General features: G+C 74.4%; 25 protein-coding genes. 14 read left to right on the top strand and 11 right to left on the bottom strand.

Annotated features, from left to right (window positions below):
- The first annotated feature begins 6 nt into the window (after positions 1-6).
- From QE370_RS02970 to QE370_RS02945, 6 genes are all read left to right on the top strand, one after another.
- On the top strand, positions 7-1,218 hold the full coding sequence (locus tag QE370_RS02970) for a peptidoglycan-binding domain-containing protein (RefSeq protein ID WP_309633369.1): 1,212 nt from the start codon (positions 7-9) through the stop codon (positions 1,216-1,218).
- Positions 1,219-1,280: 62 nt separating this feature from the next.
- On the top strand, positions 1,281-1,898 hold the full coding sequence (locus tag QE370_RS02965) for a hypothetical protein (protein ID WP_309633368.1): 618 nt from the start codon (positions 1,281-1,283) through the stop codon (positions 1,896-1,898).
- A gap of 80 nt (positions 1,899-1,978) precedes the next feature.
- A complete protein-coding gene (locus QE370_RS02960; RefSeq protein WP_067860303.1) occupies positions 1,979-2,221 on the top strand; it encodes a BatC protein in 243 nt (80 codons plus the stop codon).
- A 3-nt stretch (positions 2,222-2,224) separates the two neighbouring features.
- A complete protein-coding gene (locus tag QE370_RS02955) occupies positions 2,225-3,463 on the top strand; it encodes a JmjC domain-containing protein (RefSeq protein ID WP_309633367.1) in 1,239 nt (412 codons plus the stop codon).
- A 7-nt stretch (positions 3,464-3,470) separates the two neighbouring features.
- Positions 3,471-4,376 (top strand): sucrase ferredoxin, encoded by a 906-nt coding sequence (locus tag QE370_RS02950; RefSeq protein ID WP_309633366.1) that lies wholly within the window; start codon positions 3,471-3,473, stop codon positions 4,374-4,376.
- A gap of 41 nt (positions 4,377-4,417) precedes the next feature.
- Positions 4,418-5,233 carry an exonuclease domain-containing protein gene (locus tag QE370_RS02945; RefSeq protein WP_309633365.1) on the top strand — a complete coding sequence of 272 codons (816 nt, stop codon included), beginning with the start codon at positions 4,418-4,420 and terminating at the stop codon, positions 5,231-5,233.
- Positions 5,234-5,263: 30 nt separating this feature from the next.
- Here QE370_RS02945 and QE370_RS02940 read toward each other — a convergent pair whose 3' ends face one another.
- The 4 genes from QE370_RS02940 to QE370_RS02925 form a co-directional block, all read right to left on the bottom strand.
- A complete protein-coding gene (locus QE370_RS02940; RefSeq protein WP_309633364.1) occupies positions 5,264-6,112 on the bottom strand; it encodes an alpha/beta hydrolase in 849 nt (282 codons plus the stop codon).
- 71 nt (positions 6,113-6,183) lie between these two features.
- Positions 6,184-6,996 carry a 1-acyl-sn-glycerol-3-phosphate acyltransferase gene (locus tag QE370_RS02935; RefSeq protein ID WP_253026830.1) on the bottom strand — a complete coding sequence of 271 codons (813 nt, stop codon included), beginning with the start codon at positions 6,994-6,996 and terminating at the stop codon, positions 6,184-6,186.
- The gene (locus tag QE370_RS02930) at positions 6,993-7,697 is read right to left on the bottom strand and encodes a lysoplasmalogenase family protein (protein WP_309633363.1); all 705 of its coding nucleotides are present in this window, start codon (positions 7,695-7,697) and stop codon (positions 6,993-6,995) included. The genes QE370_RS02935 and QE370_RS02930 overlap by 4 nt, the downstream gene beginning before the upstream one ends.
- Before the next feature lie 12 nt (positions 7,698-7,709).
- Positions 7,710-8,675, bottom strand: a complete 966-nt coding sequence (locus QE370_RS02925; protein ID WP_309633362.1) for a sensor domain-containing diguanylate cyclase — start codon at positions 8,673-8,675, stop codon at positions 7,710-7,712.
- Positions 8,676-8,800: 125 nt separating this feature from the next.
- Here QE370_RS02925 and QE370_RS02920 point away from each other — a divergent pair, with 125 nt between their 5' ends.
- The 3 genes from QE370_RS02920 to QE370_RS02910 are packed head-to-tail and all read left to right on the top strand — an operon-like array spanning position 8,801 to position 11,516.
- Positions 8,801-9,940 carry an acyl-CoA dehydrogenase family protein gene (locus tag QE370_RS02920; protein WP_309633361.1) on the top strand — a complete coding sequence of 380 codons (1,140 nt, stop codon included), beginning with the start codon at positions 8,801-8,803 and terminating at the stop codon, positions 9,938-9,940.
- A gap of 13 nt (positions 9,941-9,953) precedes the next feature.
- The gene (locus tag QE370_RS02915; protein ID WP_253026822.1) at positions 9,954-10,715 is read left to right on the top strand and encodes an SDR family NAD(P)-dependent oxidoreductase; all 762 of its coding nucleotides are present in this window, start codon (positions 9,954-9,956) and stop codon (positions 10,713-10,715) included.
- Positions 10,716-10,748: 33 nt separating this feature from the next.
- Positions 10,749-11,516 carry an enoyl-CoA hydratase-related protein gene (locus QE370_RS02910; protein ID WP_309633360.1) on the top strand — a complete coding sequence of 256 codons (768 nt, stop codon included), beginning with the start codon at positions 10,749-10,751 and terminating at the stop codon, positions 11,514-11,516.
- Positions 11,517-11,532: 16 nt separating this feature from the next.
- On the opposite strand, the gene QE370_RS02905 is transcribed toward QE370_RS02910, so the two are convergent.
- On the bottom strand, positions 11,533-12,168 hold the full coding sequence (locus QE370_RS02905; protein ID WP_253026808.1) for a TetR/AcrR family transcriptional regulator: 636 nt from the start codon (positions 12,166-12,168) through the stop codon (positions 11,533-11,535).
- A gap of 64 nt (positions 12,169-12,232) precedes the next feature.
- On the opposite strand from QE370_RS02905, the gene QE370_RS02900 reads away from it, so the two are divergent.
- A complete protein-coding gene (locus tag QE370_RS02900; protein WP_309633359.1) occupies positions 12,233-12,901 on the top strand; it encodes a hypothetical protein in 669 nt (222 codons plus the stop codon).
- A gap of 104 nt (positions 12,902-13,005) precedes the next feature.
- Here QE370_RS02900 and QE370_RS02895 read toward each other — a convergent pair whose 3' ends face one another.
- The gene (locus tag QE370_RS02895; protein WP_253026804.1) at positions 13,006-13,584 is read right to left on the bottom strand and encodes a TetR/AcrR family transcriptional regulator; all 579 of its coding nucleotides are present in this window, start codon (positions 13,582-13,584) and stop codon (positions 13,006-13,008) included.
- Positions 13,585-13,719: 135 nt separating this feature from the next.
- Between QE370_RS02895 and QE370_RS02890 the strand changes: the two genes are divergently transcribed.
- Entirely contained in the window at positions 13,720-16,758 is a 3,039-nt protein-coding gene (locus QE370_RS02890) for a BTAD domain-containing putative transcriptional regulator (protein WP_309633358.1), read from the top strand.
- On the opposite strand, the gene QE370_RS02885 is transcribed toward QE370_RS02890, so the two are convergent.
- Complete coding sequence (locus QE370_RS02885) at positions 16,742-17,407, bottom strand: CHAP domain-containing protein (protein WP_309633357.1); 666 nt, start codon at positions 17,405-17,407, stop codon at positions 16,742-16,744. The genes QE370_RS02890 and QE370_RS02885 overlap by 17 nt on opposite strands.
- Positions 17,408-17,577: 170 nt before the next feature.
- On the opposite strand from QE370_RS02885, the gene QE370_RS02880 reads away from it, so the two are divergent.
- Complete coding sequence (locus QE370_RS02880; RefSeq protein ID WP_309633356.1) at positions 17,578-18,159, top strand: M23 family metallopeptidase; 582 nt, start codon at positions 17,578-17,580, stop codon at positions 18,157-18,159.
- Positions 18,160-18,213: 54 nt separating this feature from the next.
- Here QE370_RS02880 and QE370_RS02875 read toward each other — a convergent pair whose 3' ends face one another.
- Positions 18,214-19,053, bottom strand: a complete 840-nt coding sequence (locus tag QE370_RS02875) for an NAD(P)H-binding protein (protein WP_309633355.1) — start codon at positions 19,051-19,053, stop codon at positions 18,214-18,216.
- Positions 19,054-19,133: 80 nt separating this feature from the next.
- On the opposite strand from QE370_RS02875, the gene QE370_RS02870 reads away from it, so the two are divergent.
- The gene (locus QE370_RS02870) at positions 19,134-19,565 is read left to right on the top strand and encodes an Rrf2 family transcriptional regulator (RefSeq protein WP_253024297.1); all 432 of its coding nucleotides are present in this window, start codon (positions 19,134-19,136) and stop codon (positions 19,563-19,565) included.
- A gap of 15 nt (positions 19,566-19,580) precedes the next feature.
- Here the strand turns inward: QE370_RS02870 and QE370_RS02865 are convergent, their stop codons facing one another.
- From QE370_RS02865 to QE370_RS02855, 3 genes are read right to left on the bottom strand one after another with little or no spacing between them, the layout of a single operon-like run.
- Complete coding sequence (locus QE370_RS02865; RefSeq protein WP_309633354.1) at positions 19,581-20,102, bottom strand: hypothetical protein; 522 nt, start codon at positions 20,100-20,102, stop codon at positions 19,581-19,583.
- Positions 20,099-20,656 (bottom strand): hypothetical protein, encoded by a 558-nt coding sequence (locus QE370_RS02860; protein WP_309633353.1) that lies wholly within the window; start codon positions 20,654-20,656, stop codon positions 20,099-20,101. The genes QE370_RS02865 and QE370_RS02860 overlap by 4 nt, the downstream gene beginning before the upstream one ends.
- Positions 20,657-20,706: 50 nt before the next feature.
- Positions 20,707-21,468, bottom strand: a complete 762-nt coding sequence (locus QE370_RS02855; RefSeq protein ID WP_309633352.1) for a TetR/AcrR family transcriptional regulator — start codon at positions 21,466-21,468, stop codon at positions 20,707-20,709.
- 83 nt (positions 21,469-21,551) lie between these two features.
- On the opposite strand from QE370_RS02855, the gene QE370_RS02850 reads away from it, so the two are divergent.
- Positions 21,552-23,003: an MFS transporter gene (locus tag QE370_RS02850; protein WP_309633351.1), complete on the top strand. Its 1,452-nt coding sequence runs from the start codon at positions 21,552-21,554 to the stop codon at positions 23,001-23,003.
- Positions 23,004-23,048: the final 45 nt, after the last annotated feature.

The following is a 23,048-nucleotide window of genomic DNA, read 5'->3' as shown; positions in this document are numbered from 1 at the left end:
AGTGACGTGTGGGACGCAGGATGGTGGTTCCGCCGGGTGGGGAAGCCCGACGGGTCGAGGGAGATCATCATGCGCAGGCTCGGGCTCGCGTGTGTCGCCGCACTGCTGTGCGCGACCACGCTCACCGTCATCAGCGGCACCACGTCGACGGCAGCGTCGTCGACCCCGGTGGCGTTCCCGTCGAAGCCGAAGGGGCTCAAGGCGCCCGTGACGCTGCCGAAGGAGGTCGACCCGGCCTCGGCGTACGTCCCGCAGGTGGCCTGCCAGCCGGGCACGCCGCGCGGCGTCGCGCTGACGCGGGACCTGGTCATGCGCACCTACGGCGTCGGCGGTGCGGGGAACACGGCCCGCAGCTGCACCGAGGGGGTCTCCGAGCACGCCGACGGTCGCGCGTGGGACTGGATGGTCGACGTCACGAAGCCGTCCGAGCGCGCCGCGGCCGCGGACTTCCTGGCCTGGCTCACGAAGGACGGCGGCACGAACGCCCGGCGACTGGGCGTCATGTACGTCATCTACAACGAGAAGATCTGGGCCGTCTACCGGGCCAAGGAGGGCTGGCGGCCCAGCTCGGGCCACCGCGACCACGTGCACGTCTCGTTCAGCTGGAACGGCGCCCGGGGCACCACCAGCTTCTGGACGGGCAAGGTCCACCCGGTCGACCACGGTCCGTGTGCCCGGTACAGCGGCCAGCCCGGCGTCGTGAACGGCCAGGCACGCACGACTCCCTGTCCCGCGCTCACCGCCCTCGTGCGCAAGACGTCGCGCAGCATCGAGGAGCTCGGCTCGCGCGCGTCGACCGTGCGCTCGGCGCAGACCGCACTGGGCGTGAAGGTCACCGGCACGCTCGACACCACCACGCGGTCCGCGCTCGCGCGCTACCAGAGGGCGCACGACCTGCCGCCCACGGCGACCCTCGACCAGCCGACGTGGTCCTCGCTCGTCCCGGCCAGCACGACGTGGGACGCTGCCGGCTCGATGACGTCGGCCGAGGCGGCGCGCTACGGCGCGAAGAACTACCCGACCACGCTCGGTCCGTGGGCGACGGGCAAGTCGGTGCTGGTGCTGCAGGTCGCGCTCGCGGTGCCGCGCGCCGACCGCAACGGCTACCTCGGGCCGCGGACCGTCGCCGCCGTCAAGGCACGTCAGCAGGCGCTCGGACGCCCGGTCACGGGTCGCTGGTCGAAGGCGGACTGGGCGGCGCTGGCAGCAGCCTCCTGACCTGCGGCGACGACGGTCCCGTTGGACTGGTGCCCGGAGGTGCGGCGCGCCACGATGGGACCATGAGCGACGACCAGGTGCAGCGACCGGCCCGCGACGACCACGACGTCGACCGCAGCCACGGCAAGGACGAACGACGCTACGTGCCCTCCGAGGTCGACCCCCATCGCTGGGTCAAGCGCCTCGCGGCCGTGCTCGTGGGCGTGGCCGTGGTCTACCTGCTGGCCCTCGTGGCGGGGGCGTTCTTCCCGCGCTGGTGGGCCCAGCGCGTGGCCGACCAGGTCAACGGCGACATCACGAGCGGCGTCCTGTGGGGGCTCTTCTACGGGTTCGTGTTCACCATCGTGCCGCTGCTGCTGGTCCTGCAGCTCCGGCGCAGGTTCTTCAGCTGGACCTGGCGTGGGATCCTGCTCGTCGTGGCCGTCCTGCTGGCCGCGCCGAACTGGTTCACGCTCTCGATCGTCGTCGGCGCCGGCAGCGCCGCGCACGCCGGCGAGCGGATCCTCGACGTCGACGCGCCGGGCTTCCGGGTGGCCACCGCGATCGGCGTGGTGGGCGCCGTGGCACTCGTCGTCATCCTCACCGTCACGGGTGCGCTGGCCCACCGTCGCAAGCGGCAGGTGCGTGACCTCAAGGGGCAGCTGCACGAGCGCGACGAGCGTCCCGGGACGGGCGCCTGACGCCGAGTTGCGACGTCCGCGCACGGTGCCAGGCTGGGTCTCGCGGCACCCGCCGCGTACCCGACTCGAGGAGGAACCTCATGAGCGAGCAGAACCTTGAAGGACCCGCTGACGGTGGCGCCGAGGGCACCCCGGGTGTCCAGGACGGTGGCGCCGACGGTGGCGCCGAGGGCCCCGCTGACGGTGGCGCCGAGGGCACCCCGGGCGTGCAGGACGGTGGCGCCGACGGTGGCGCCGAGGGCCCCGCTGACGGTGGCGCCGAGGGCACCCCGGGCGTGCAGGACGGTGGCGCCGACGGTGGCGCCGACGGCTCGGCGCACTGAGTCGTGACCACCACCGAGCAGGGCGGGCCGACCGGGACGACGTCACCTGACGTCGCCCCCGGTCGTCCGGCCCTGCGTCGGCTGGTCGTCGACCCCGTCGGCTTCGCCGCCGACACCTGGGGTCGGGCCCCGCTGCTGACCCGCGCGGCCGACCTGCCCGGCGCCTTCGACGACCTCTTCGGCGAGACCGCCGTCGACGACCTCGTGTCCACCCACGGCCTGCGCACCCCCTTCCTGCGGGTCGCGAAGGACGGCAGCACCCTCCCCGCCCGCGCCTTCACGTCCGGCGGCGGCGTGGGTGCCGGCATCGCCGACCAGGTCGACGACACCCGTCTCACGGCGTTGTTCGCCGACGGCGCCACGCTCGTGCTCCAGGCGCTGCACCGCACCTGGCCCCCGGTCGTGCGCTTCGCCCAGCAGCTCGTCGCCGACCTGGGCCACCCCGTCCAGGTCAATGCGTACGTCACGCCGCCGCAGTCGCGCGGCTTCGACGACCACTACGACGTGCACGACGTGTTCGTCCTGCAGATCTCCGGTGCCAAGCGCTGGCGCATCCACGCCCCCGTGCACGAGGCGCCCCTGCGCGACCAGCCCTGGACCGACCGCCGCGAGGCCGTGCGCGCCGAGGCGGAGCGCGAGTGCCTCATCGACGAGGTGCTCGAGCCCGGCGACGTCCTCTACCTCCCGCGCGGCACCCTCCACGCCGCGACGGCGCTCGGAGACGTCAGCACGCACCTCACCTTCGGCGTCCACACCTGGAACCGCCACCACCTCGCCGAGGAGGTCGTGGCCGCGGCGCTGGCCGCCGTCGCCGACGACCCCGACGTCCGCACGTCGCTGCCCCTGGGCGTCGACGTCGCCGACCCCGACGACCTCCACGCCCACGCCGAGCTGGTGCGCGACCGGCTGCTGGCCGCCATCCGCGCCGTGCCCACCGCCACGCTCGCCGCCGCGCTCGGGGGGCGCGACGACACCTCGGGCCGTGCCGCACCCGTGGGCCCGCTCGCGCAGCTGCGCCTCGCCCAGGAGCTCACCGACGACACCGCGCTCGTGCTGCGCGGCAGCCTCGCGGCACGCCTGGACGGCGGGCACCTGCGCGGCCGGGGCGTCGACGTCGACGTCGCCGACGTCGAGGCCGACGTCCTCGACGGGCTGCTCGACGGCCAGGTGGTCACCGTCGCCCGCCTCGGCCACGAGACCGCGCGTCGGCTCGTCGCCGCGGGCGTGCTCGTGGCAGCCTGAGTCGCCCGTGGCCGACCTCGACGACCTCTGCGCCGCGCGCGCCCGCGTGCGCGCCGATCCCCTCCCGGGCACGGCGCTGCACGTGCGGCGGCTGCTGCTCGTCGAGCACCAGGGCCCGTGGCCGTTCCACGCGCTCGAGTCCGAGGGGCTCGACCCCGACGTGGTGGCCCGGCTCGTCGAGGCCACCCGCGAGGCGGGCGGTCGGACGGTCCTGGTCCGCCGGCCCGGGCGCCGGACCGACAACGACGGTCCCCGTGCGTGGGCCGTCGTCGACGTCCCCGCCGGCCGGCTGCGGTGGGGCACCTGGACCGAGCCGGCCGACCTGCTCGACTCGTGCCCCGTGCTGCGCGAGCCCGCCGACCACGACGGCTGGACCGACGAGCCGGCCGTGCTGGTGTGTGCGCACGGGCGCCACGACACCTGCTGCGCCGTGCGGGGCCGGCCGGTGGCCGCCGCGCTCGCCGACCGGTTCGGCGACGCGGTGTGGGAGTGCAGCCACGTCGGTGGCGACCGGTTCGCGGCGAACGTCGTGGTGGTGCCCGACACGACCTACTACGGCGGGCTCGACGAGGGCACGTCGCTCGACGTCGTCGCCGAGCACCTCGCGGGGCGCGTGACCCCCTGGGCGCTGCGCGGCAGCAGCGCGATGCCGCCCGTGGCGCAGGCGGCCGCGGTCGCCGTGCACGAGCGGTGGGGTCCGGCGGGCCCGCGCGACGTGCAGTGCGTCGAGGTCACCGCGCTGGCCGACGACCGCTGGCGCGTGCGACTGGCGTGCGCCGGGCCGCTCCCGGCACAGGTGGTGGCCGACGTGCGCGCGGTGCAGCGCGAGGCCGCCGTGCTCACCTGCCAGGCACCTCGGGCGACGTCGGCCCGGGCGTTCGTGGTCGACGCGCTGGAGCCCGACGGACGGTGAGCCTCCCCGGAGTTGTCCGTCCCGCCGCCTAGCGTCGGGGCGTGCGCACCAACCGGTTCGAGGGCTTCTGCGCCGCCTGCACCCTCCACGTGCTCGCGGGTGCCGGTCGGCTCACCGGCACGCCAGGCGCCTGGCGCACGTGGTGCGTCGCCTGCGCACCCCGGCCGCCGGCACGGGGCGGGCACGACGGCTGGCACCGGCTGCCGCTCGCCTCGCTCGACCTCGAGACCACCGGCACCGACGCGCTGCACGACCGCGTCGTGAGCTTCGCGCTGCTCGACGAGCCAGGCTTCGAGATCACCGGCCTCGTCCGGCCCGACGTCCCCGTGCCCGAGGCGGCCGCGGCCGTCCACGGCATCACGGACGCGATGCTGCAGGACGCCCCGACGTCGGCCGAGGCGCTGCCGGTCGTGCTCGACTGGCTCGCGACGGTCGCCGAGCGCCGGGTGGGGCTCGTGGTGTTCAACGCCTGCTACGACCTGTCGATGCTGCGCGCCGAGGCGCGCCGGCACGGACTCGCCGAGCCCGACTGGGAGCGGCTGCTCGTCGTCGACCCCTACGTCGTCGACTGGGGGATCGAGCGGGGCGCGCTGGGCCGGCGTCGCCTCGGCGACGTCGCCGCCTACTACGGGGTCGCGCTCGACGGTGCGCACGACGCCACGTGCGACGCGGTCGCCGCGCGGCAGGTGGCGGTCGAGCTGGCGGCCCGGCACGTCGACGTCGGCACGCTCGACCTGGAGCAGCTCATGCACGCCCAGCGCGGCTGGTACGCCGAGCGCGCGGAGGACTGGAACGCCTACGCCCGGCGGGTCGGGCGCGACCTCGACGACCCCGCCGGGTGGCCGCTCGTCGGCTGAGCCGACGGACGGTCGGGTGGTCGGTCCGGCCTACGCCTCCACGCCCCGGACGCGGGCCAGGATCGCCGCCGCGGCGGCGTCCGGCGCCTGCTCGGGGATCCAGTGCGTCACGCCCTCGAGCACCTCGTAGCGGTAGTCGGCGCTCACGTGCGCGCCGCACGCGTCAGCCCCGGCCCGACCGATGGCGAGGTCGTCGTCGCTCCAGACGAAGGTGGTCGGCACGTCGACCGACGGCAGCCCCGCCAGCTCCGGCGTCATGGCTCGGTACCAGCCGAGGGCCGCGGTCAGCGCCCCCGGCTCCTGGAGCAGCGCGACGAAGGCGTCGACGAGGTGCGCCGGCACGGCCCCCTGGTACATGGCGCGGAGCCGACGCGCGTCGTCGGCGAGCAGGAGGTCCTCGGCCGTCCCCTCCTGGCGGAACAGCCCGATGTAGGAGCCGCGCTCGCGGGCGTCCGCGTCGTGCGCGAGCGCCGCGTTGTAGGCGGCCAGGTGCGGCACCGAGAACGTGGTCAGGGTCTCGAGACGGTGGCCGTGGTGCGCGGCGACGTACCAGGCGACGGCCGCGCCCCAGTCGTGCCCGACGAGGTGGAAGCGCTCGAGCCCGAACGCGTCGGCGAGGCTCACGACGTCCTGCGCCAGGCGGTCGGTGGCGTACGCGGCGACGTCGGTCGGCCGGGCGCCGGGGGAGTAGCCCCGTTGGTCGGGGGCGATGACGCGCAGGCCGGCGTCGGCGAGCGCGGGAGCCACGTGCGACCACGACAGCGAGGACGCCGGGAAGCCGTGCAGCAGCACCACCGGCGGGCCGTCCTCCGGTCCGGCGAGCCGGACGTCGAAGGTGAGGTCGCCGACGGCGACGGCGGTGGTCTCGGAGAACGCCATGAGCACATCGTGGCGCACGAGAGGGGCCACGGCGCCTCGTCGTCCCCAGGACGCGCCGACCGGTCGCCGCCTCAGTCCGACGGGGCGCCCGCCCGCTCCAGCGCCGCGCGGTCGAGCGCGGCTCCGGTGGCCACGTCGGGGGCGGTGCCGCCCCGGTCGGCGTGGACCCACCACCGGTCGGCGTCGGACCGCGGCTGCTGCGGGTAGTGCGCGACGGCGTCGTCGAGCAGCCGCTCCAGGGCCTCCCTGAGTCGCGACGTCAGCTCCGCCACCGACTCGCCCTCCCGGGGCAGGAGCGGCTCGCCGACCACGACGTCGACCGCCACCCCGCGGCGCAGCGTGCGGCGTCCGTCGACCGTGAGCAGCCGGTGGCCGCCCCACACGACGCAGGGCACGAGCGGGACGACGGCCCCGGTCGTCCGGGTGGCGTGCAGGGCGAGTGCTGCGGCCCCCGGCTTCAGCCGCTTGACGCGGAAGGAGCGCGAGATGGTGGCCTCGGGGAAGACCCCCACGACCTCGCCCGACGTCACGAGGCGCCGGGCGTGGCGGTAGGCACTGGCGCCGGTCCAGCGCTCGACCCGCACGTGCCCCATCGCGCGCATGAGCCGGCCGACGACCGGGGCGTCGAAGACCGAGGCCTTGCTCATGAAGCGCACCAGTCGTCCTCGCTGGCGCGCTGCCCACTCCAGCAGGACGAAGTCGAGGTAGCCGGTGTGGTTGGCGGCCAGCACCGCGGCACCGCTACGTGGCAGGTGCTCGAGCCCACGAGCCCGCAGGCGCACGCCCCACGCGCGGAGCAGCAGGGCGCCGGCGCGGTTCACCCAGCGGTAGGTCCGGTCGGTGCCGCGGGTCACCCGTGCGGGCCGGGTCGGGTCGGGTCTCACGTCAGAGGTTCGGCGCTGGGCTGCTGGAGGACGGGGCTGCTCGCCGGGCGGTCGGCCGACACGCGCAGCGCGCCGGCCGTGAGCAGCGCGATCGCCGCGCCGTAGAGGGCCATGACGGCCACCGACACCGTGGCCGACCCCGGGTCGACGCGGCCTGCCTCGCCCAGGGCGATCAGCCCGTCGGAGACGAGGAAGAGGGCTCCGCCGACGCCCGCCAGCACGTCGACGCACGACCACGTGACGGCGGTCGCGAGCAGCAGCACGGCGTAGACCGGCACGACCGGACGCAGGTCGGCTGCGAGGCCGCCCCACGCCCAGGCGACGAGGGCGACACCGGCCAGCAGGTACGTGACCAGCAGGAGGGGGTTCGGGCGACGCTCCCGCACCGCCCCGGCGCGCACGAACAGCGTGACGAGGCAGACGTGGGCCGCCGCGAACGAGGCCATGCCGGCGACGAACAGCCCGTCGACCTCGAGCAGGAGGTCGCCGCCGAGGCACAGGACGAGCGCGGCCACGAGCAGCCTCGGACCGCGCTCGGCGACCACCGACACCACGAGCACGGGTGCCAGCAGGCACTTCGTGACGCTGTCCCACGGGGCCAGGTCGGCGGCCAGGAGCACCAGGTGCACCGCCAGCACGGCGACGAACGCGACCACGTACGGGCGTGCGACGGGTCCGGTGCTGCCGTGCCGAGCGTGCATCGGGGCAGGCTACTACCCGGCGGCGGCGTCGGGCTCGCGTCGTGCGGCTCGGCGGGCCCGCTTGTCCTCGTACATCGACCGGTCGGCGCGCTGGAACGCGAGGTCGACCGGCTCGTCGCCGGGGAACACGAGCGACCACCCGAACGAGGCCTCCACGCCCTCGTGCGCGAGCGCGTCGCGGTAGCGCTGCAGCGTCCGGCTGAGCAGCCTCGGTGACACGTCCTCGACCAGGACGACGAACTCGTCGCCGCCGTACCGCGCGATGGTGTCGTGCACGCCGCGGGCACCGGTGAGGGCGTGCGCGGTGCGCTGCAGGAGGGCGTCGCCGGCGGCGTGGCCCTCCCGGTCGTTGACCTCCTTCATCCGGTCGAGGTCGCACAGCACCACCGCGGCGAGGTCGCCGTACGCGCTCGCGCGGACCGCGGCGTCGGCGAGCACGGAGTCCCAGCCCCGTCGGTTGACGAGGCCGGTGAGCGCGTCGGTCTGGGACAGCGCCTCCGCAGTGCGCCGCTCGCGGTCGCCGCTCTCGGCCCGGCGGGCGAGCGACAGGTGGGCGCCGAGCAGGTCGCCGAGGACGGCGAGGAGCTCGGCGTCGACCTCGGCCCCGTCGAGCGGGTCGACGCCCAGGCCGCAGAGCATGCCGAACATCTCGCCCTCCGCGTCGCGGATCGGCGCGCCGGCGTAGCTGCGGGTGGCCCCGATGCGCAGGTCGCTGTACTGCGGGTGCGTGGTCACGTCGTCGACGATCGCGTCGGCCCCGAGGTCGAAGGCGCGATGGCAGTACGACTGGTCCCACGGCCGACGGTCCCCGACCTTCACGAGGGTCCCGGGGGTGGCGTGCAGGAAGACCTGCTCGCCCTCGATCCGCCGGTTGACCGACCAGTCGCTGATGGGCGTCCTGCGCCTCAGGTACTCCACGACGCGGTTCGCGACGGCGCTGAAGGTGTCGGTCCCCGTGGCGGGGGCGAGCGGCTCCATGGCCTCCATCCTGCCAAGATTCTGTCCGCCCGCTGGACGAGTCGATCTGCTCAGTACCAGGATGGGAGCGACAGTATCCGTCCTGGTACGCTGGCGCCGTCGTCCCCGTCGCCGGAAAGGTCATCATGCCCGCCGATCGTCTGATGCCGACGCCCGAGTCGGCCGACCTCATCGCCCTCACGCGCGAGCTCGTCGACGACAAGCTGCGCCCGTGCGTCGACGAGGCCGAGCGCACCGCGACCTTCCCGCGCGACGTCTTCACGCTGCTCGGCCGGGCCGGCCTCCTGGGTCTGCCCTACCCCGAGGAGCTCGGCGGCGGAGGCCAGCCGTACGAGGTCTACCTGCAGGTCGTCGAGGAGATCGCCTCGGCCTGGGCAGCCGTCGGCGTCGGGGTGAGCGTCCACGCGCTCTCCTGCTTCGGGCTCTTCGAGGCCGGCACCGACGAGCAGAGGCAGCGCTGGCTGCCCGACATGCTCGGGGGAGACCTGCTGGGCGCCTACTGCCTCTCCGAGGCGCACGCCGGCTCCGACCCGGCTGCCATGCGGACGAAGGCGGTCCGCCAGGGTGACGACTACGTCATCACCGGCGCGAAGGCCTGGACCACCCACGGCGGGCAGGCCGACTTCTACAAGGTCATGGCGCGCACCTCCGACGAGAAGGGGCGGGGCATCTCCTGCTTCCTCGTCCCGGCCGACGCCGAGGGCCTCACGGCCGACGTGCCCGAGCAGAAGATGGGGCTCATGTCCTCGACGACGGCCACGATGCTGTTCGACGGCGTCCGGGTCCCTGCGGAGCGGCGGCTGGGTGCCGAGGGCCAGGGCCTGGCCGTCGCGCTCGCCGGTCTCGACGCCGGACGGCTCGGCATCGCCGCGGTCGCCGTGGGAGTCGCCCAGGGCGCACTGGACGCCGCCGTCGCGTACGCGAAGGAGCGCGAGGCGTTCGGCAGGGCGATCATCGACCACCAGGGCCTCGGCTTCCTGCTGGCCGACATGGCAGCGGCTGTCGACTCCGCGCGGGCCACCTACCTGCATGCCGCCCGGCTGAAGGATGCCGGACGCCCGTACGGGCGGGCCGCATCGGTCGCCAAGCTCGTCGCCACCGACAACGCCATGAAGGTGACCACCGACGCCGTCCAGGTGCTCGGCGGCGCCGGCTACACCAAGGACTTCCCCGTCGAGCGCTACATGCGCGAGACCAAGGTCATGCAGATCTTCGAGGGCACCAACCAGATCCAGCGGCTCGTCATCAGCCGGCACCTGAAGTAGGAAGAAGGAACCCATGCAGCTCACCGGAACCTCCGCCGTCGTCACGGGTGGCGCCTCGGGACTCGGCGCGGCGACCGCGGCCGAGCTGGCCGCCGCCGGAGCGGCCGTCGTGGCGGTCGACCTGGCGCAGTCCATCGAGAAGGCGCCCGACGTCGACGGTGTCACGTACGTCGAGGCCGACGTGACCGACGAGGCGCAGGTGCGCAACGCCGTCGCCGCCGCGTCCGAGCAGGCGCCGCTGCGCGTCGCGGTGAGCTGCGCCGGCATCGGCACGGCCGGTCGCGTGCTCGGCAAGGGTGGTCAGGGCATCCACGACCTCGGCCTCTTCGCGCGCATCGTCAACGTCAACCTCGTGGGCACCTTCACCGTGCTCGCGGTCGCGGCCGAGGCGATGGCCGCCACGGAGCCGCTCGAGCACGGCCAGCGCGGCGTCGTCGTCAACACCGCGTCCATCGCCGCGTTCGACGGGCAGATCGGCCAGGCCGCGTACTCGGCGAGCAAGGGCGGTGTCGTCGGCATGACCCTGCCCACCGCCCGCGACCTCGCGCAGTACGGCATCCGCGTGAACACGATCGCGCCGGGCATCATCGACACCCCGATGCTCGCCACGGTCGGCGAGGAGATCCGCGCCGCGCTCGCGAAGGGCGTGCCGTTCCCGCAGCGGCTGGGCCGCCCCGACGAGTACGCCCAGCTCGTCCGGATGATCGTCGAGCACGACTACCTCAACGGCGAGACCATCCGCATGGACGGCTCGCTGCGCATGGCCCCGCGATGAGCGGGACGCCGGACGCACCGGGACACTGGGTCCATGACTGACGCCCCCGTCCTGCTCACGGTCGACGCCGGCGTCGCCCACGTCGAGCTGAACCGTCCGGACGCCTCCAACACGATCGACCTGCCCTTCACGGCGGCGTTCGCCGACGTGCTCACGCAGGTGCGCGACGACGACGCCGTGCGGGTGGTGCTCCTCACCGGTCGGGGTCGGATGTTCTGCGCCGGCGGCGACCTCGGCGCGATGGACGCGGCGCCCGACCGGTCGGCGTTCCTGCAGGAGCTCGCCGACGCGCTGCACGACGGCGTCCGGCTGCTCGATGGGCTCGAGAAGCCGGTCGTGGTCGGGGTGCAGGGTGCGGCGGCGGGCGCCGGTCTGTCGCTGGTGCTCGGCGGCGACCTCGTGGTGGCCGGCCGGTCGGCGGCGTTCGTCACCGCCTACACGTCGGTCGGCCTGACGCCCGACGGCGGACAGTCGTGGCTGCTGCCGCGCGTCGTGGGACTGCAGCGCGCGCTGGAGCTCACGCTGACGCCACGCCGGCTCTCCGCCGAGGAGGCGCGGGAGTGGGGGATCGTCACGCGCGTCGTCGACGACGAGGCCGTGGCCGACGAGGCGTTCGCGCTGGCCCGCCGTCTGGCCGACGGTCCTGCACGGGCGTTCGGCCGGGCGCGTCGGCTCGTGCGCGGCTCCTTCGAGACGCCGCTGTCGGACCAGCTCGACCGCGAGGCGCGCAGCATCGCCACGTCGGTCGCGGAGCCCGAGAGCGCCGAGCTGATCGGACGTTTCCTCTCCCGGGGGCGCTAGACGTCGCGAGGCGCCCTCAGGCGCGGCCGGCGGCCTGGGCCAGGACGGGCTGGATGCACAGCTGGAGCACGTCGACCAGCGTGTCGACGAGCTCCTCGCGCGAACGGGCGCCGGGGTCGGCCAGCCAGCGCGACACGACGGCGTCGGCCAGGCCCACCAGGCCCGTCGCGTAGACGTCGCGGAGCGGGAGCCGGGCGGCGGCGTCGGAGCCGATCAGCTCGCCCGCGAGCGTCGCCACGACCGTCACGACGACGTCGGTGATGCGGTCGACCGGGCTGCCGGAACCGGGTGCGGCGGGGAGCGCCCGCACGAAGTCGTACAGCGGTCGGTGCTCGAGCACGAAGTCGAGGTAGGCGTCGATGGTGCCGCGCAGGCCCGCCTCCACGCCGTCGTCGGTGGTCATGCGCACGATCACGTGGTCGAGCAGCATCGAGACGATCCGGTCGGCGACCGCGACGTCGAGGTCGTGGCGGTGGTCGAACTGGCGGTAGAGCACCTGCCGGGTCACGCCGCAGGCGCGGGCGATCGACTCGACCGGCGCGTCGGCGCCCTCGCCGTCGATCACCGCGACGGCCCGCTCGACGATCTCCTCGCGGCGTCGCTCGCGGTGCCCCGCCCAGCGGCTCGCGCGGCCGTCCCCCGTCGTGGTCATGGCCACAGCGTATCGACGATGCTGTGACAGCGTGTAACCGTTACAGTGCGTAGCAGTCACCATCGTGCTGGAGGTCCTGATGAACCCGTTCGCGTCCATGCCCGCCTGGGCCGCCCGCGTCGTCGCCGTGCAGCTCATCGCCCTGCTGACGATGCTGATCATCGGCCTGGTGATCCTGCTCCCGTTCCTCCCGCGCCTCGCCGCTGCCGGGGTCGCGCTGCCCGAGCTCACCGAGTCCGCCGAGCGGTCGCCGCGCACGCTCGACCAGGTCGAGCGCATCGACGGCAACGTCGCCCGCGTGGTCCCGCCGGTGCTCGAGGCCGTCGCGGTGCTGCCCGAGGTCGGCGACCAGCTGACGCAGCTGCTCGAGGTCGCCCGCTCCCTCGGTGCGACGGCCGACGGGGTGGTGTCGGCGGCCGATCGTGTGGCGGGGGCGGCCGAGCCGCTCGGCTCCGTGGGTGGCGACATCCGGGCCCTGCGCGAGCAGATCGACGGGCTGGAGTCCCAGCTCGCGTCGCTGCAGGGCCTGCAGGAGCCGATCGACTCCCTCGCCACGTCGGCCCGGCCCCTCCCCGGCCAGCTGGAGCAGCTCACCGCAGCCGCCACCGCCATCGCGACCGTCGCCGACGTGCTCGACCAGCTGGTCGGCTCGATCGGCCGCATGGAGCAGCACGTCGCGAACCTCGACCGCAAGACCGGCCCGGTCCTGCTCCCGGACCTTAACTCCCCCTAGCCCTACCCCTGGCCCTCCCCGCGTTCTGTGGAGATGGCGACGGTCCTCCGCGGAGATTCCGTCACCAGCTCCACAGAACGCGGGGGAGGAGGAGGGGAGTGGGGTCAGGTGGTGCGGGTGGCGTGGTCGACGAGGACGGCCAGCTGGTGGAACGCGGCGGCGTCGTCGAGGCCGGTGTCGGCCTCCACGGCGCCGCGATGGATGGCCTCCAGCACGAGCCCGGCGACCGAGCCGACGAAGCGCGGGTCGAGCCGCCGTCGGCCCGACGCCTCCACCAGCTCCTTGACCCGCTGGGCCGCCAGACGGACGTTGTTGCGGTAGACCTCGCGGGCCGGCTCGTAGGCATCGAGGTCGGCGAAGTAGGTCGGCCCGGCGGGCGCGAGCTCCTCGGCGATCGCGTCGAGGTAGACGCTGATCCGCCGTCCGCGGTCGGGCTCGGCAGCCACCCGACGCTCCACGGCGTCGGTCGAGCGACGGAACGACTCGCGCACCGTGGCCTGGATGATCTGCTCCTTGCTCGGCGCGACGACGTAGAGCGTCGACTTCGAGCAGCCGAGCCGCCGGGCGAGGTCCTCGAGGCTGAACGCGAGGAAGCCCTCCGCGTGGAACAGCGGGATCAGCTCGTCGAGCAGCGCCCGGCGGCGCGCGTCGTCGCGGGCGGCGACGCTCGTCGGACGGACCATGCTCCGACCCTACCGTGGGCGAGTACCCGAGATGCCCGCTCAGTACCCTGCTCGCGGCCCGCGTCAGGCGACCGTGCGTCCCAGGGAGCGGATCTGCGCTGGGGAGACGGGGCGTCGTGCGGCTAGGGTCCTGACGTGGACTCCTCGGGGGACAGGGTCGTGCTGACCGTGCTCGCTGGGGTCACGCTGCAGTGCGACGGTGCACCCGTCGCGCTGTCGAGCCTCGAACGCGCGCTGCTCGCCGGGCTCGCCGTGGGGGCCGGGTCCTCCAGCGACACGCTCGTCCGCTGGCTCTACGACGACGCCCCACCGACCTCGGCGCGCAACCGGGTGCAGGCGCTCGTCTCCGGCCTGCGTCGCAAGTGCGACGCACCTCTCGTGCGCACGGCCGCCGACGGCTACCTCCTCGACGACGACGTCACGACGGACGTCGGACGGCTGCGGGCGTGCCGCGACCGCGCGCGGGCCCGGGCGCAGCGCTCCGAGGTGGGGTGCCTCGACGACTTCCGGGCCGCGCTCGACCTCGTGCCCGAGGAGGTCCTGCTCGACGTCCGCCCGACGTCGGCCGTCGAGCTCGAACGCACGCGTCTCGCGGCCGAGCGGCTCGGTCTCTGGGAGGAGCACGTCGCGGCGGCGGTCGCGCTCGGCCGGGCCGACACGGTCGTCGCCGACCTGGCCCTGCTGACCGCCCTGCACCCGTTCCACGAGGGCCTGCTCGCCCACTCCGTGCTGGCGCTCGCGTCGGTGGGGCGTCGCGAGCAGGCGCTGCGGGTCTACCGCGAGGCGTTCGAGCGGCTCGACGTCGAGCTGGGGGTCGAGCCGTCGGACCTGCTGCGCTCCGCGCACGCCCGGGTGCTGGAGGGCGACGTGGTGCCGGTGCGGGCGTCCGACGTCACGACCGTGCCCGGCGCCGACGCGCTGCGCCGACCCACCGCGCCCCGCACGCTGCCGCGGCGCTCGCCCGGCTTCGTCGGGCGCACGCACGAGCTGGAGGCGGTGCTCGACGCCGCACGGCAGGTCGACGACGGCCCGGTCGTCGTGCACCTCACGGGGCTGCCGGGGATGGGGAAGTCGACGCTCGCCGTCGAGGCGGGCCACCGGCTGCGCGACCGCTTCCCCGACGGCTCGCTGCACCTCGACGCCGGCCGCACGCCGACGGGTCCGGACACCGGAGCGGCCCTCGGGACCTTCCTGCGCCTGCTGGGCACCCACCCCGAGGCCGTCCCGGCCGACGTCGCCGAGCGAGCCGCCCTCTACCGCAGCCTGCTGCACGAGCGGCGGGTGCTCGTCGTGCTCGACGACGTGGGGGCGGACGTCGCCGCGCCGGCCCTGCTCGACCTGCTGCCGGCGTCCGCGGGCTCGATGGCCCTCGTCGTGTCGCGTCGGGACCTGCCGTGGCTCGACGCCGACGTGCGCGTGCCGGTGGGCTCGCTCTCCGCGGGCGCCGCGCGGGAGCTGCTCGTCCGCGAGCTCGGGACGGAGCGGGTCGAGCGCGACCAGGCCGACGCCGACCGGCTGGTGGTCGCGCTCGGTGCCGCACCCCTCGCCCTGCGGCTCGCGGCCGGTCGGGCACGGCAGCGGCCCGACGTCGCGCTGGGTCGCCTGGCCGACCGGCTCTCCACCGGCGACGACGGCACCATGGCCTCGATCGCGGCGAGCCTCGCGGAGGTGTGGGAGCAGCTGCCCGAGGAGGTGCAGGAGGCGGCGCACCGGGTCGCCCGGCTGCGGCTGCCCGCGTTCAGCGCCTGGGTGCTCGGGGCGCTGCTCGGCGACGACCACGCGGGGGAGCGGGCGATCGACGCCCTGAGCGCGCTGCACCTCGTCGAGCCGGTGCGGCACCTCGGCCAGGCGACGCAGTTCAGGCTGCACAGCGTCGTCGCACGGTTCCTGCGCGGCGCCGACACGCACGACGACGACACCTCGCCGGCCGAGCGCGTGGCGGAGCTGCTGCTCGAGCGGGGACGTCCGGCGCACCGGGCCCACCCGACGCAGCTGGTCCCCGAGCCCCCGGACCCTGCTCGCCCGGGCGCGCCGGCCGCGGCGTCCCAGCAGGGGATGCAGGCGTGGGACCGGACGTCGGCGGTGCGGTTCTTCGCGACGGAGAACGCGACCGCTCGGGCGCTGGCCTCCTCGTTGGCGCCACGTCGGCCCGACCTCGCGTGGCGGCTCCTGGTCCTGGTCGCCCCCGCGCACCACGGCGCGCCGGCCGAGGAGGACTGGGTGGCGTGCCTCGACCTCGTGGGCGGCGTCCTCGAGGGTGCCGCGTCCGACGACGTCGACGCGGCGACGGGCCGCGCCTACCTCGACCTCTGCCGGGCCTGGCACCTGCAGGCCCGCGCCTCGTCGTCGGAGCAGGCCGGACGGCTGGCGGAGTCCGCGGCGGCCCGGCTGGTCGACGCCGGTCACGCACAGGCCGCGGCCGCCGCCCAGGTGGTGGCGGCCTCGGCGGCGCTCGCGCTCGGGCGTCGGGACGCGGCGGTGGCGGCGCTCGACGCGGCGACGGGGGCGCTCGACGGCGTCCACGACCCGGTCCTCGCCGGCTGGGTGGCGAACGGCCGCGGCACCGTGCACAACGACTACGACGAGAACGAGGCTGCGGCCGTGGCCTTCGCGCAGGCGCGGGCGCTCCTGGAGCCGACGGCCGCTCGGGCCGGGTACCGCCAGGCGACGCTGGAGCTCTCACGGTCGTACCGGCGCCTCGGCGTGCTCGGTGAGGCGCAGAAGCTCATCCTCGAGGTGGTCGGCCTGCTCGAGGACGACGGGGACGATTACGACCGCGGGTACGTGCTGGACGCCCAGGCCGAGGTCGCGGTCGCGCTCGGACGGGGGGCCGACGGTGTCGAGCTCGCCCGCAGCGCGCGGGCGTGGGCCGTCCGGTCGCGCGACGCCTTCGTCGCCGCCCGCGCCCGCCGCACGCTGGCCGGGGCGCTGCGTCTGGAGGGTCGCGCGGCGGAGGCCGAGGCGGAGCTGCGTCTCGCGGTGACCGAGCTGACGGCCCTGGGCCGCCAGCTCAGCGCGGCCGCGGCCTGGCGCGCTCTCGCGGTCCTGCTGGACGAGGCCGGGCGCAGCGAGGAGGCCGCGGAGGCCCTCCGGCTGGAACGGGAGGCCTCCGCGGCTGCTCAGGCTGGGGGAGCGCCCCCTGGCGCGTCCCCCGTCCTCACTCCGCCGACGTGAAGCCGCGGAACGTCTTGTTGTTGATCGTCGGTCCGTCGCCGTCCCAGAGGTAGTACTTGTAGCCGATCTCGTCGCCGCCGACGTTGCCCTCGACGGTGTAGATCTTGTTGCCGTTGACCTGGACGACCACGCCGACGTGACCGCCGCCCTCGTTGTTGTTCTTCCACACCAGGACGTCGCCGGGCAGGGGTCGTGCCGTCGATGACGCAGAGAACGGCTTGAACCGCGATCCGGTCTGGTCCGCCCAGCTCTGCGACGCGGGGTAGGACCGCGGGATGGCGGGGAAGTCGTCCTTCGACGGGACGAGGCGGTTGGTCCAGGCCCAGGCGGCGAAGTAGCCGCACCACTCGTCGCCGTTGTAGTTGTTGAACAGGTTCTTGTTGGTGTTGCTGCCGCCGTACTCGAACAGGTTGCGGTTCTCCACCGGCGTGCTGTTGCGCTTCGTGCCGTAGCGGTCGATGTACGGCAGGGGCTTGCCGAGCGCCCACATCGCACGCTCCACCACGGCCTGACGGTTCGCGGAGATCGCCGTGGTGGACGACGTCGAGCTGGTGCCGGCGGTGTCGGCCTGTGCGGACCCGGCGACGGCCGGTCCGGCGAGGAGGGCCGCTGCGGTGAGGGCAGCGGCGGCGAGACGGGTGCGCTTCATGAGGTGTCCTCGGTTCGTGGGTGCCTGGCGACGCCGGGCGGCGCCGTGCCTCAGCCTGCCGAGGGCCGCTGCGAACTCGCTGCGAACGGCTCGGAGCGTGATCGCAGGGCGCGTCGGCAGGCTCTCGGCATCGGCGCGACGGGGGTCGCGCCACGACACCAGGAGGACTGATGGACCGACGACGCACGATCGCCCTGACGGTCGCAGCAGCTGCGCCCGCGACCCTGCTCGCCGGCTCGCTCGCGGCTGCCGCCCACGCGGCACCCACGGCGAGCGAGGCGACCGCGTCGCAGGCCCGGCCACCGCTGCAGGTGCCCTTCCGCTGCGGCGAGGCCTGGCCGGTGAAGACGTACAGCGACCACACGCCCAACCGTCTGGCGGTGGACTTCAACATCGCCGGGTCGTCCGACGCCGGGCGTCCCGTGCTGGCGAGCGCCTCTGGCAAGGTCATCGGCGTCTCGAAGAAGTCCACGAGCTACGGCCACGCGGTGGAGATCGACCACGGGAACGGCTGGCGCAGCTTCTACGCCCACCTGCAGAAGGACAGCATCGCCGTCTCCGTGGGGCAGCAGGTCTCGCCGATCACGCAGGTCGGTCGCGTCGGCAGCACCGGCAAGAGCACCGGACCTCACCTGCACTACGAGCAGCGTCAGGTGGTGGACGGGCGGTCGGTCCTGCGCCCCGTCATCCTCAACGGGCACGCGTTCAACTACGAGAAGACGGGCACGCAGACGTTCACGCGGCCCTGCTGACCCGCCGCCGTGCGGCGCCGTGGACCCCTGAGCCCGGCGCCGCACGGTCGCGCGTCAGGCGACGACGTCCTCGACCGGGGTGGCGGGGCGCCCGGTGAGGTCCTCCACGGCCGAGGAGACGGCGGCGAGCCGACCCTCGCGGATGGCCGTGCCGAACGACGCGAGCAGGTGGGCGACCGGCGTCGGCAGCCCGGCCTGCTCGAGCCCGGCCACGTAGGCGGCGTCGTCGACCTGGACGACCTCGACCGGCTCGCCACGACGCTGCGAGGCGAGCGCCGCGACGTCGTCGGCCGTGATCGCGCGCGGCCCCGTGACGTCGAGCGCGACGTCGTCGAGCTCGGTGCTCAGCAGCGCGGCGACCGCGGCGGCGGCGCAGTCGGCGCGGGTCACGTAGGCGGCACCGCCGTCGCCGGTGTTGGTGACGTGCTGGCCCGACGCGGCGGCCTGCGCGATCGTGTCGGCCTGCATGTCGGCGTAGAGGTTGTTGCGCAGGAACGTCCACCGCAGACCGCTCTCGCGCAGGTCGCGCTCGGTGGCCACGTGGTCGGGGGTCACGGCGGCGGGGTTGTCGTCGGAGGGGTCGACGACCGAGGTGTAGAGCACGCGGCGCACGCCGGCGGCCTTCGCGGCCTCGACGGCGCGGCGCTGGCCCTCGACGCGGCTGCCGACGGCGTCGGTCGAGACGAGGAGCAGCTCGTCGACGCCCTCGAACGCGGTGGCGAGCGTGGTCGGGTCGTCGAAGTCGGCGGCGCGCACCGTGACTCCGGGGCGGTCGAGCTTCTCGGGGGAGCGGGTGAGCAGGACGACGTCGGACGGGTCGGCCTGCTGGAGCAGGAGGTCGGCGGCGAGCGAGCCGAGCTGGCCGGAGGCTCCGGTGATGGCGTAGGTGGTCATGGCGTCCTCATTCGTGTGCAGAGTGATTGCGGTTGCCACAACTATAACCACGCTGATGACGGATGTGCCAGACTGGGGTCATGGCCAGTCCGCAGAGCACCCAGTTCGCCGTCGCGGTGCACGTGCTCACGTACCTGGCCGGCGCTGGCGCCGGACCCGGGTCGCAGCCCGGCCGTCTCGTCGGCGCCACCGAGCTGGCCGCCAGCACGCAGGTGACGGCCGTCCACGTCCGACGCGTGCTCGCGCCGTTGCGCGAGGCGGGGCTCCTGGCCTCGACGCCCGGCGCCCACGGCGGCTGGCAGCTGCTGGTCGACCCCGCCGACATCCGTCTGGACACGGTCTGGCGCCTGGTGCGCGGGGAGGAGCCCGTGCTGGCGATCCACCTGCCCAGCCCCCGCTGCCCGGTGGGGCGCAGCATCCAGGACGGGCTCACCCAGGTCGACGCCGAGGTCGCGCGAGCCACCGAGGCGACCCTCGCGCGCACGACCGTCGCCGACCTCGTCCCCCGCTGAGCGTGACCTCGACGATCAACCCGTGCGGACGACCACGTCGGTGCCGAAGCGCTGGGTGCCCGTCCGCCACAGGTGCTTCCAGTCGTCCGTGTACGTGACGTCGACACCCTCGATGCGCACCACGCCCGGTCGTCGGGGAGTGATCCGTGCGACCAGGCTCTCGTCGGTCCAGTCGACGTCGTCGAGGTCGAGGTCGGCCAGGGGCTGGAAGGAGGGGCACTCGGCGTTCGGCAGCGACCCCGAGCCGCCGCCGATGCCGGCCCGGTCGCCGTTGGTGCAGACGACGAAGCCGATCGTCGCGTCGGAGGTGTTCTCGGTGACGACGGGACGGAGGGCGTGGACGGTGACGTCCCGCGTCGGGTCCGAGAGCAGCAGGCTGACGAGCCGGGTCTCCTCGACCTGGGCCGGGCCGCGGATGCTGCTGCCGTAGGGGGCGTAGGCCGTCGGCCGCGACCACCAGAGCAGATGGACGGCGAGGAGGCCGACCGCGACCGTGAGGACGCCGCACGTCAGCCAGGTGAGTCGTGCTCGGCTCATGGCACCGTCAGCCGCGATCCGCCACCGGCGCGCTCGGACCCGGACTGCCAGAGATGCTTCGCGTCGCGCGTGTAGGTGACCTCGACGCCGGCCAGCTGCACCACGCCGGCCCGGCGCGGTGTCACCCTCGCCACGACGGTCTCGGACGACCAGTCGACGTCACCGGCATCGTCGAGGGGTCGGACCTCGGGGCAGGTCTCGGCGTCGGGAAGGGGTTCGGAGCTGGAGCCGAGCGTGGTGCCTCCGGCGCCCCGGGTGCAGACGACGAGCTCGATGTCGGCGTCGGCCGTGTTCACCGGGACCACGGGGCGGATGCGACGGGTGGTGATCGGCCCGTCGGGCTCCGCCCCGGCCGTCAGGCCGACGTTCATGGTCCGGCCGACCCGCGTCTCGCCCGACCAGCTGTACGACTCGTCCCACCTGCCGAACGCGTCCGGTCGCGACCACCAGGACAGGGAGGCGGCGGCGAGCAGGGCGATGACGACGACGGCGACCGCAGCGGACGCGACGACGGTGCGTCGGCGGGTCCGCTGCGCCGTGGTGGTGGCGGTCATGCCCGGAGCCTCTCAGGTCCGCGCGCCGCTGTCCGGGGTTTCGCCGAACCTCAGTCCTGCGCACGGCCCGCTCGCAGGCGCAGGCCCGCGAGGAGGAGGTCGAGGCCGGCCTGGAACTGGTCGGAGTCGTCGTGGTCGGCGAAGACGTCGACGATCGTGTGCAGGAACGGCCACTCGTCGGGGTCGAGCTCGCGCCACTCGGCCACGGTCCGGGCCAGGTAGTCCGAGCGTGTGGTGCTGCCGTCGACGACCTCCTCGGGCGGCTGCTGGCCGAGGTCGGCCGCGATGCCGATGACGTAGCCGACGACGGCCGACGCGGCGTTGAACGTCTCGAGCGGGTCCAGGCCCAGGCGGAGCACGTGCTGGCCGACCCGCTCGTAGTAGCGCAGCGAGTTGGGCTGCGACCCGGTGTTGCGCATGAAGTAGGCGCCGAGCCACGGGCGGTCGGCCACGGCGTCGAAGAGGGCGACCGCGGTGCTGCGCAGGTCGTCGACCGGGTCGCCGTCGACGAAGCCGTCCGTGGCGTCCAGGACGCCCTCGAGGACGAAGTCGGCGGCGCGCTCGAGCAGCTCGTCCTTGCTGGAGACGTACCAGTAGATGCTGGCCACGCCGCCGCCCAGCCGTGCCGCGAGGGCGCGGAAGGTCAGCGCGGGCTCGCCCGCCTCGTCGAGGAGCCTGACCGCCTCGGTGAGGACCGACTCCATGGAGTGGGTGGTCCGGCTGCGCGGGGGCGGCTGACGTCGCGGCGGACCGGGCGGGCGCGGTGGGCGCGGCTGGCGGGGCGTGCCGGCAGCAGGTCGTCGAGGGCTCACGCTTGCATCGTATCGAACGATGTTCTATCGTCTCGAACAGCGTTCGATGGTCGAACGCTGTTCGAGACTTCCGGAGGTGGCTCATGACGACCACGACCACGACTCCGACGACCCGCACCTACCCCTCGCTGCGCGCCGCCTGGATCCCCCTCACCGCCCTCTGCCTCGCGTTCTTCGTCGAGATGGTCGACAACACGCTGCTGTCGATCGCCCTGCCCACCATCGGCCGCGACCTGCACGGCACCACGACGTCGCTGCAGTGGGTCACGGGCGCCTACGCCCTGACCTTCGGCGGCCTCATGCTCACCGCCGGCTCGGTGGCCGACCGCTTCGGGCGCCGCCGGGTGCTCCTCGTGGGCCTCGCCGCGTTCGGCACCATCAGCCTGGGCGCACTGCTCGTCGGCTCGACGGCCGAGCTCATCGCCCTGCGCGCCGCACTCGGGCTCTGCGCCGCCGCGATGGCGCCCATCACCAACTCGCTCGTCTTCCGCCTCTTCGACGACGAGGCCCTGCGACGTCGAGCCTTCCCGATCATGATGATGGTCGGCATGGCGGGCTTCGTGCTCGGACCGGTGCTCGGCGGCACCGCGCTGGAGCACGTGGGCTGGGAGTGGCTGCTCGCCGTGAACGCCCCGATCGCGCTGGTGGCCTGGATCGGCGTGCGCGTCGGCGTCGCCGCGGACCACGCCGACGACCTCACCGACGACACGCTCGACCTGCCCGGAGCGGCGCTCAGCGTCGCCGCCATCGGCCTCGGCGCGTACGCCCTCACCAGCGGCGTCGAGCGCGGCTGGCTGTCGGCCGTCACCCTCGCCTGCGTGCTCGGGTCGGTGGCCGCCGCGGTCCTCTTCGTCCGCCACGAGCGCCGCACCGCGTCGCCCATGCTCGACCTCGACGTCTTCAGGCGCGGCACCGTCCGCGGGGCCACGATCGCGCAGCTCGGCACGTCCGTCGCGATGACCGGCGTGATGTTCTCGCTCGTCCTGCACTTCCAGTACGCCTACGGCTGGAGCCCGGTCCGTGCTGGCCTGGCGAGCCTGCCGATGATCGTCACGATGCTGCTGTCGAACCCGCTCACGGAGTCGATGGTCACGCGCCTCGGGCACCGCGTCGCCTGCCTCGTCGGCGCGGGTCTGCTCGCGGTCGGCCTGGTCACGATGGCGTACGCGGTCGAGCACGGGTACCCCGCGATCGTCGTCGCGATGGTCGTCATGGTCGTCGGCCTGCGCACCGTCATGATGACCTGCGCGGTCGCGCTGATCGGCGCGATGCCCGGCAACCGGACGTCGCTCGGAGCAGCCCTGAACGACACGGCGCAGGAGCTCGGCACCAGCGTCGGCACGGCGCTCGTGGGCACGCTGCTCGCCACGCTCGTGGTGCAGGTGCTGCCGACCGGAGCCTGGACGCCGGACCTCGTCGCCTCGTTCTTCCACGGCGAGCGGATCGTCTTCCTCGTGCTCGCGGTCGTGTCCGGGTCGATCGCCGCCTACGGCGCGAGCACCCTCACCGACTCCCGCGACACCGAGGAGGCCTGACCCCTCCCCCCTCCCCGCTGAGTGTGACGTTTGCGGGCCAGATCG

Origin of the sequence: Aeromicrobium sp. SORGH_AS_0981 (assembly GCF_031453195.1) — a bacterium.
Lineage (GTDB): Bacteria > Actinomycetota > Actinomycetes > Propionibacteriales > Nocardioidaceae > Aeromicrobium.
This window is presented reverse-complemented; position numbering and strand designations above follow the sequence as displayed.

Excerpts from the sequence above, each read along its gene's own strand:
- QE370_RS02930 (WP_309633363.1), bottom strand. The coding sequence starts at position 7,697 with ATGCACGCTCGGCACGGCAGCACCGGACCCGTCGCACGCCCGTACGTG.
- QE370_RS02850 (WP_309633351.1), top strand. The coding sequence starts at position 21,552 with ATGACGACCACGACCACGACTCCGACGACCCGCACCTACCCCTCGCTG.
- QE370_RS02940 (WP_309633364.1), bottom strand. The coding sequence starts at position 6,112 with ATGGCGTTCTCCGAGACCACCGCCGTCGCCGTCGGCGACCTCACCTTC.
- QE370_RS02865 (WP_309633354.1), bottom strand. The coding sequence starts at position 20,102 with ATGAGCCGAGCACGACTCACCTGGCTGACGTGCGGCGTCCTCACGGTC.
- QE370_RS02925 (WP_309633362.1), bottom strand. The coding sequence starts at position 8,675 with ATGGAGCCGCTCGCCCCCGCCACGGGGACCGACACCTTCAGCGCCGTC.
- QE370_RS02875 (WP_309633355.1), bottom strand. The coding sequence starts at position 19,053 with ATGACCACCTACGCCATCACCGGAGCCTCCGGCCAGCTCGGCTCGCTC.
- QE370_RS02965 (WP_309633368.1), top strand. The coding sequence starts at position 1,281 with ATGAGCGACGACCAGGTGCAGCGACCGGCCCGCGACGACCACGACGTC.
- QE370_RS02880 (WP_309633356.1), top strand. The coding sequence starts at position 17,578 with ATGGACCGACGACGCACGATCGCCCTGACGGTCGCAGCAGCTGCGCCC.
- QE370_RS02910 (WP_309633360.1), top strand. The coding sequence starts at position 10,749 with ATGACTGACGCCCCCGTCCTGCTCACGGTCGACGCCGGCGTCGCCCAC.
- QE370_RS02920 (WP_309633361.1), top strand. The coding sequence starts at position 8,801 with ATGCCCGCCGATCGTCTGATGCCGACGCCCGAGTCGGCCGACCTCATC.
- QE370_RS02860 (WP_309633353.1), bottom strand. The coding sequence starts at position 20,656 with ATGACCGCCACCACCACGGCGCAGCGGACCCGCCGACGCACCGTCGTC.
- QE370_RS02870 (WP_253024297.1), top strand. The coding sequence starts at position 19,134 with ATGGCCAGTCCGCAGAGCACCCAGTTCGCCGTCGCGGTGCACGTGCTC.
- QE370_RS02895 (WP_253026804.1), bottom strand. The coding sequence starts at position 13,584 with ATGGTCCGTCCGACGAGCGTCGCCGCCCGCGACGACGCGCGCCGCCGG.
- QE370_RS02885 (WP_309633357.1), bottom strand. The coding sequence starts at position 17,407 with ATGAAGCGCACCCGTCTCGCCGCCGCTGCCCTCACCGCAGCGGCCCTC.
- QE370_RS02905 (WP_253026808.1), bottom strand. The coding sequence starts at position 12,168 with ATGACCACGACGGGGGACGGCCGCGCGAGCCGCTGGGCGGGGCACCGC.
- QE370_RS02915 (WP_253026822.1), top strand. The coding sequence starts at position 9,954 with ATGCAGCTCACCGGAACCTCCGCCGTCGTCACGGGTGGCGCCTCGGGA.
- QE370_RS02960 (WP_067860303.1), top strand. The coding sequence starts at position 1,979 with ATGAGCGAGCAGAACCTTGAAGGACCCGCTGACGGTGGCGCCGAGGGC.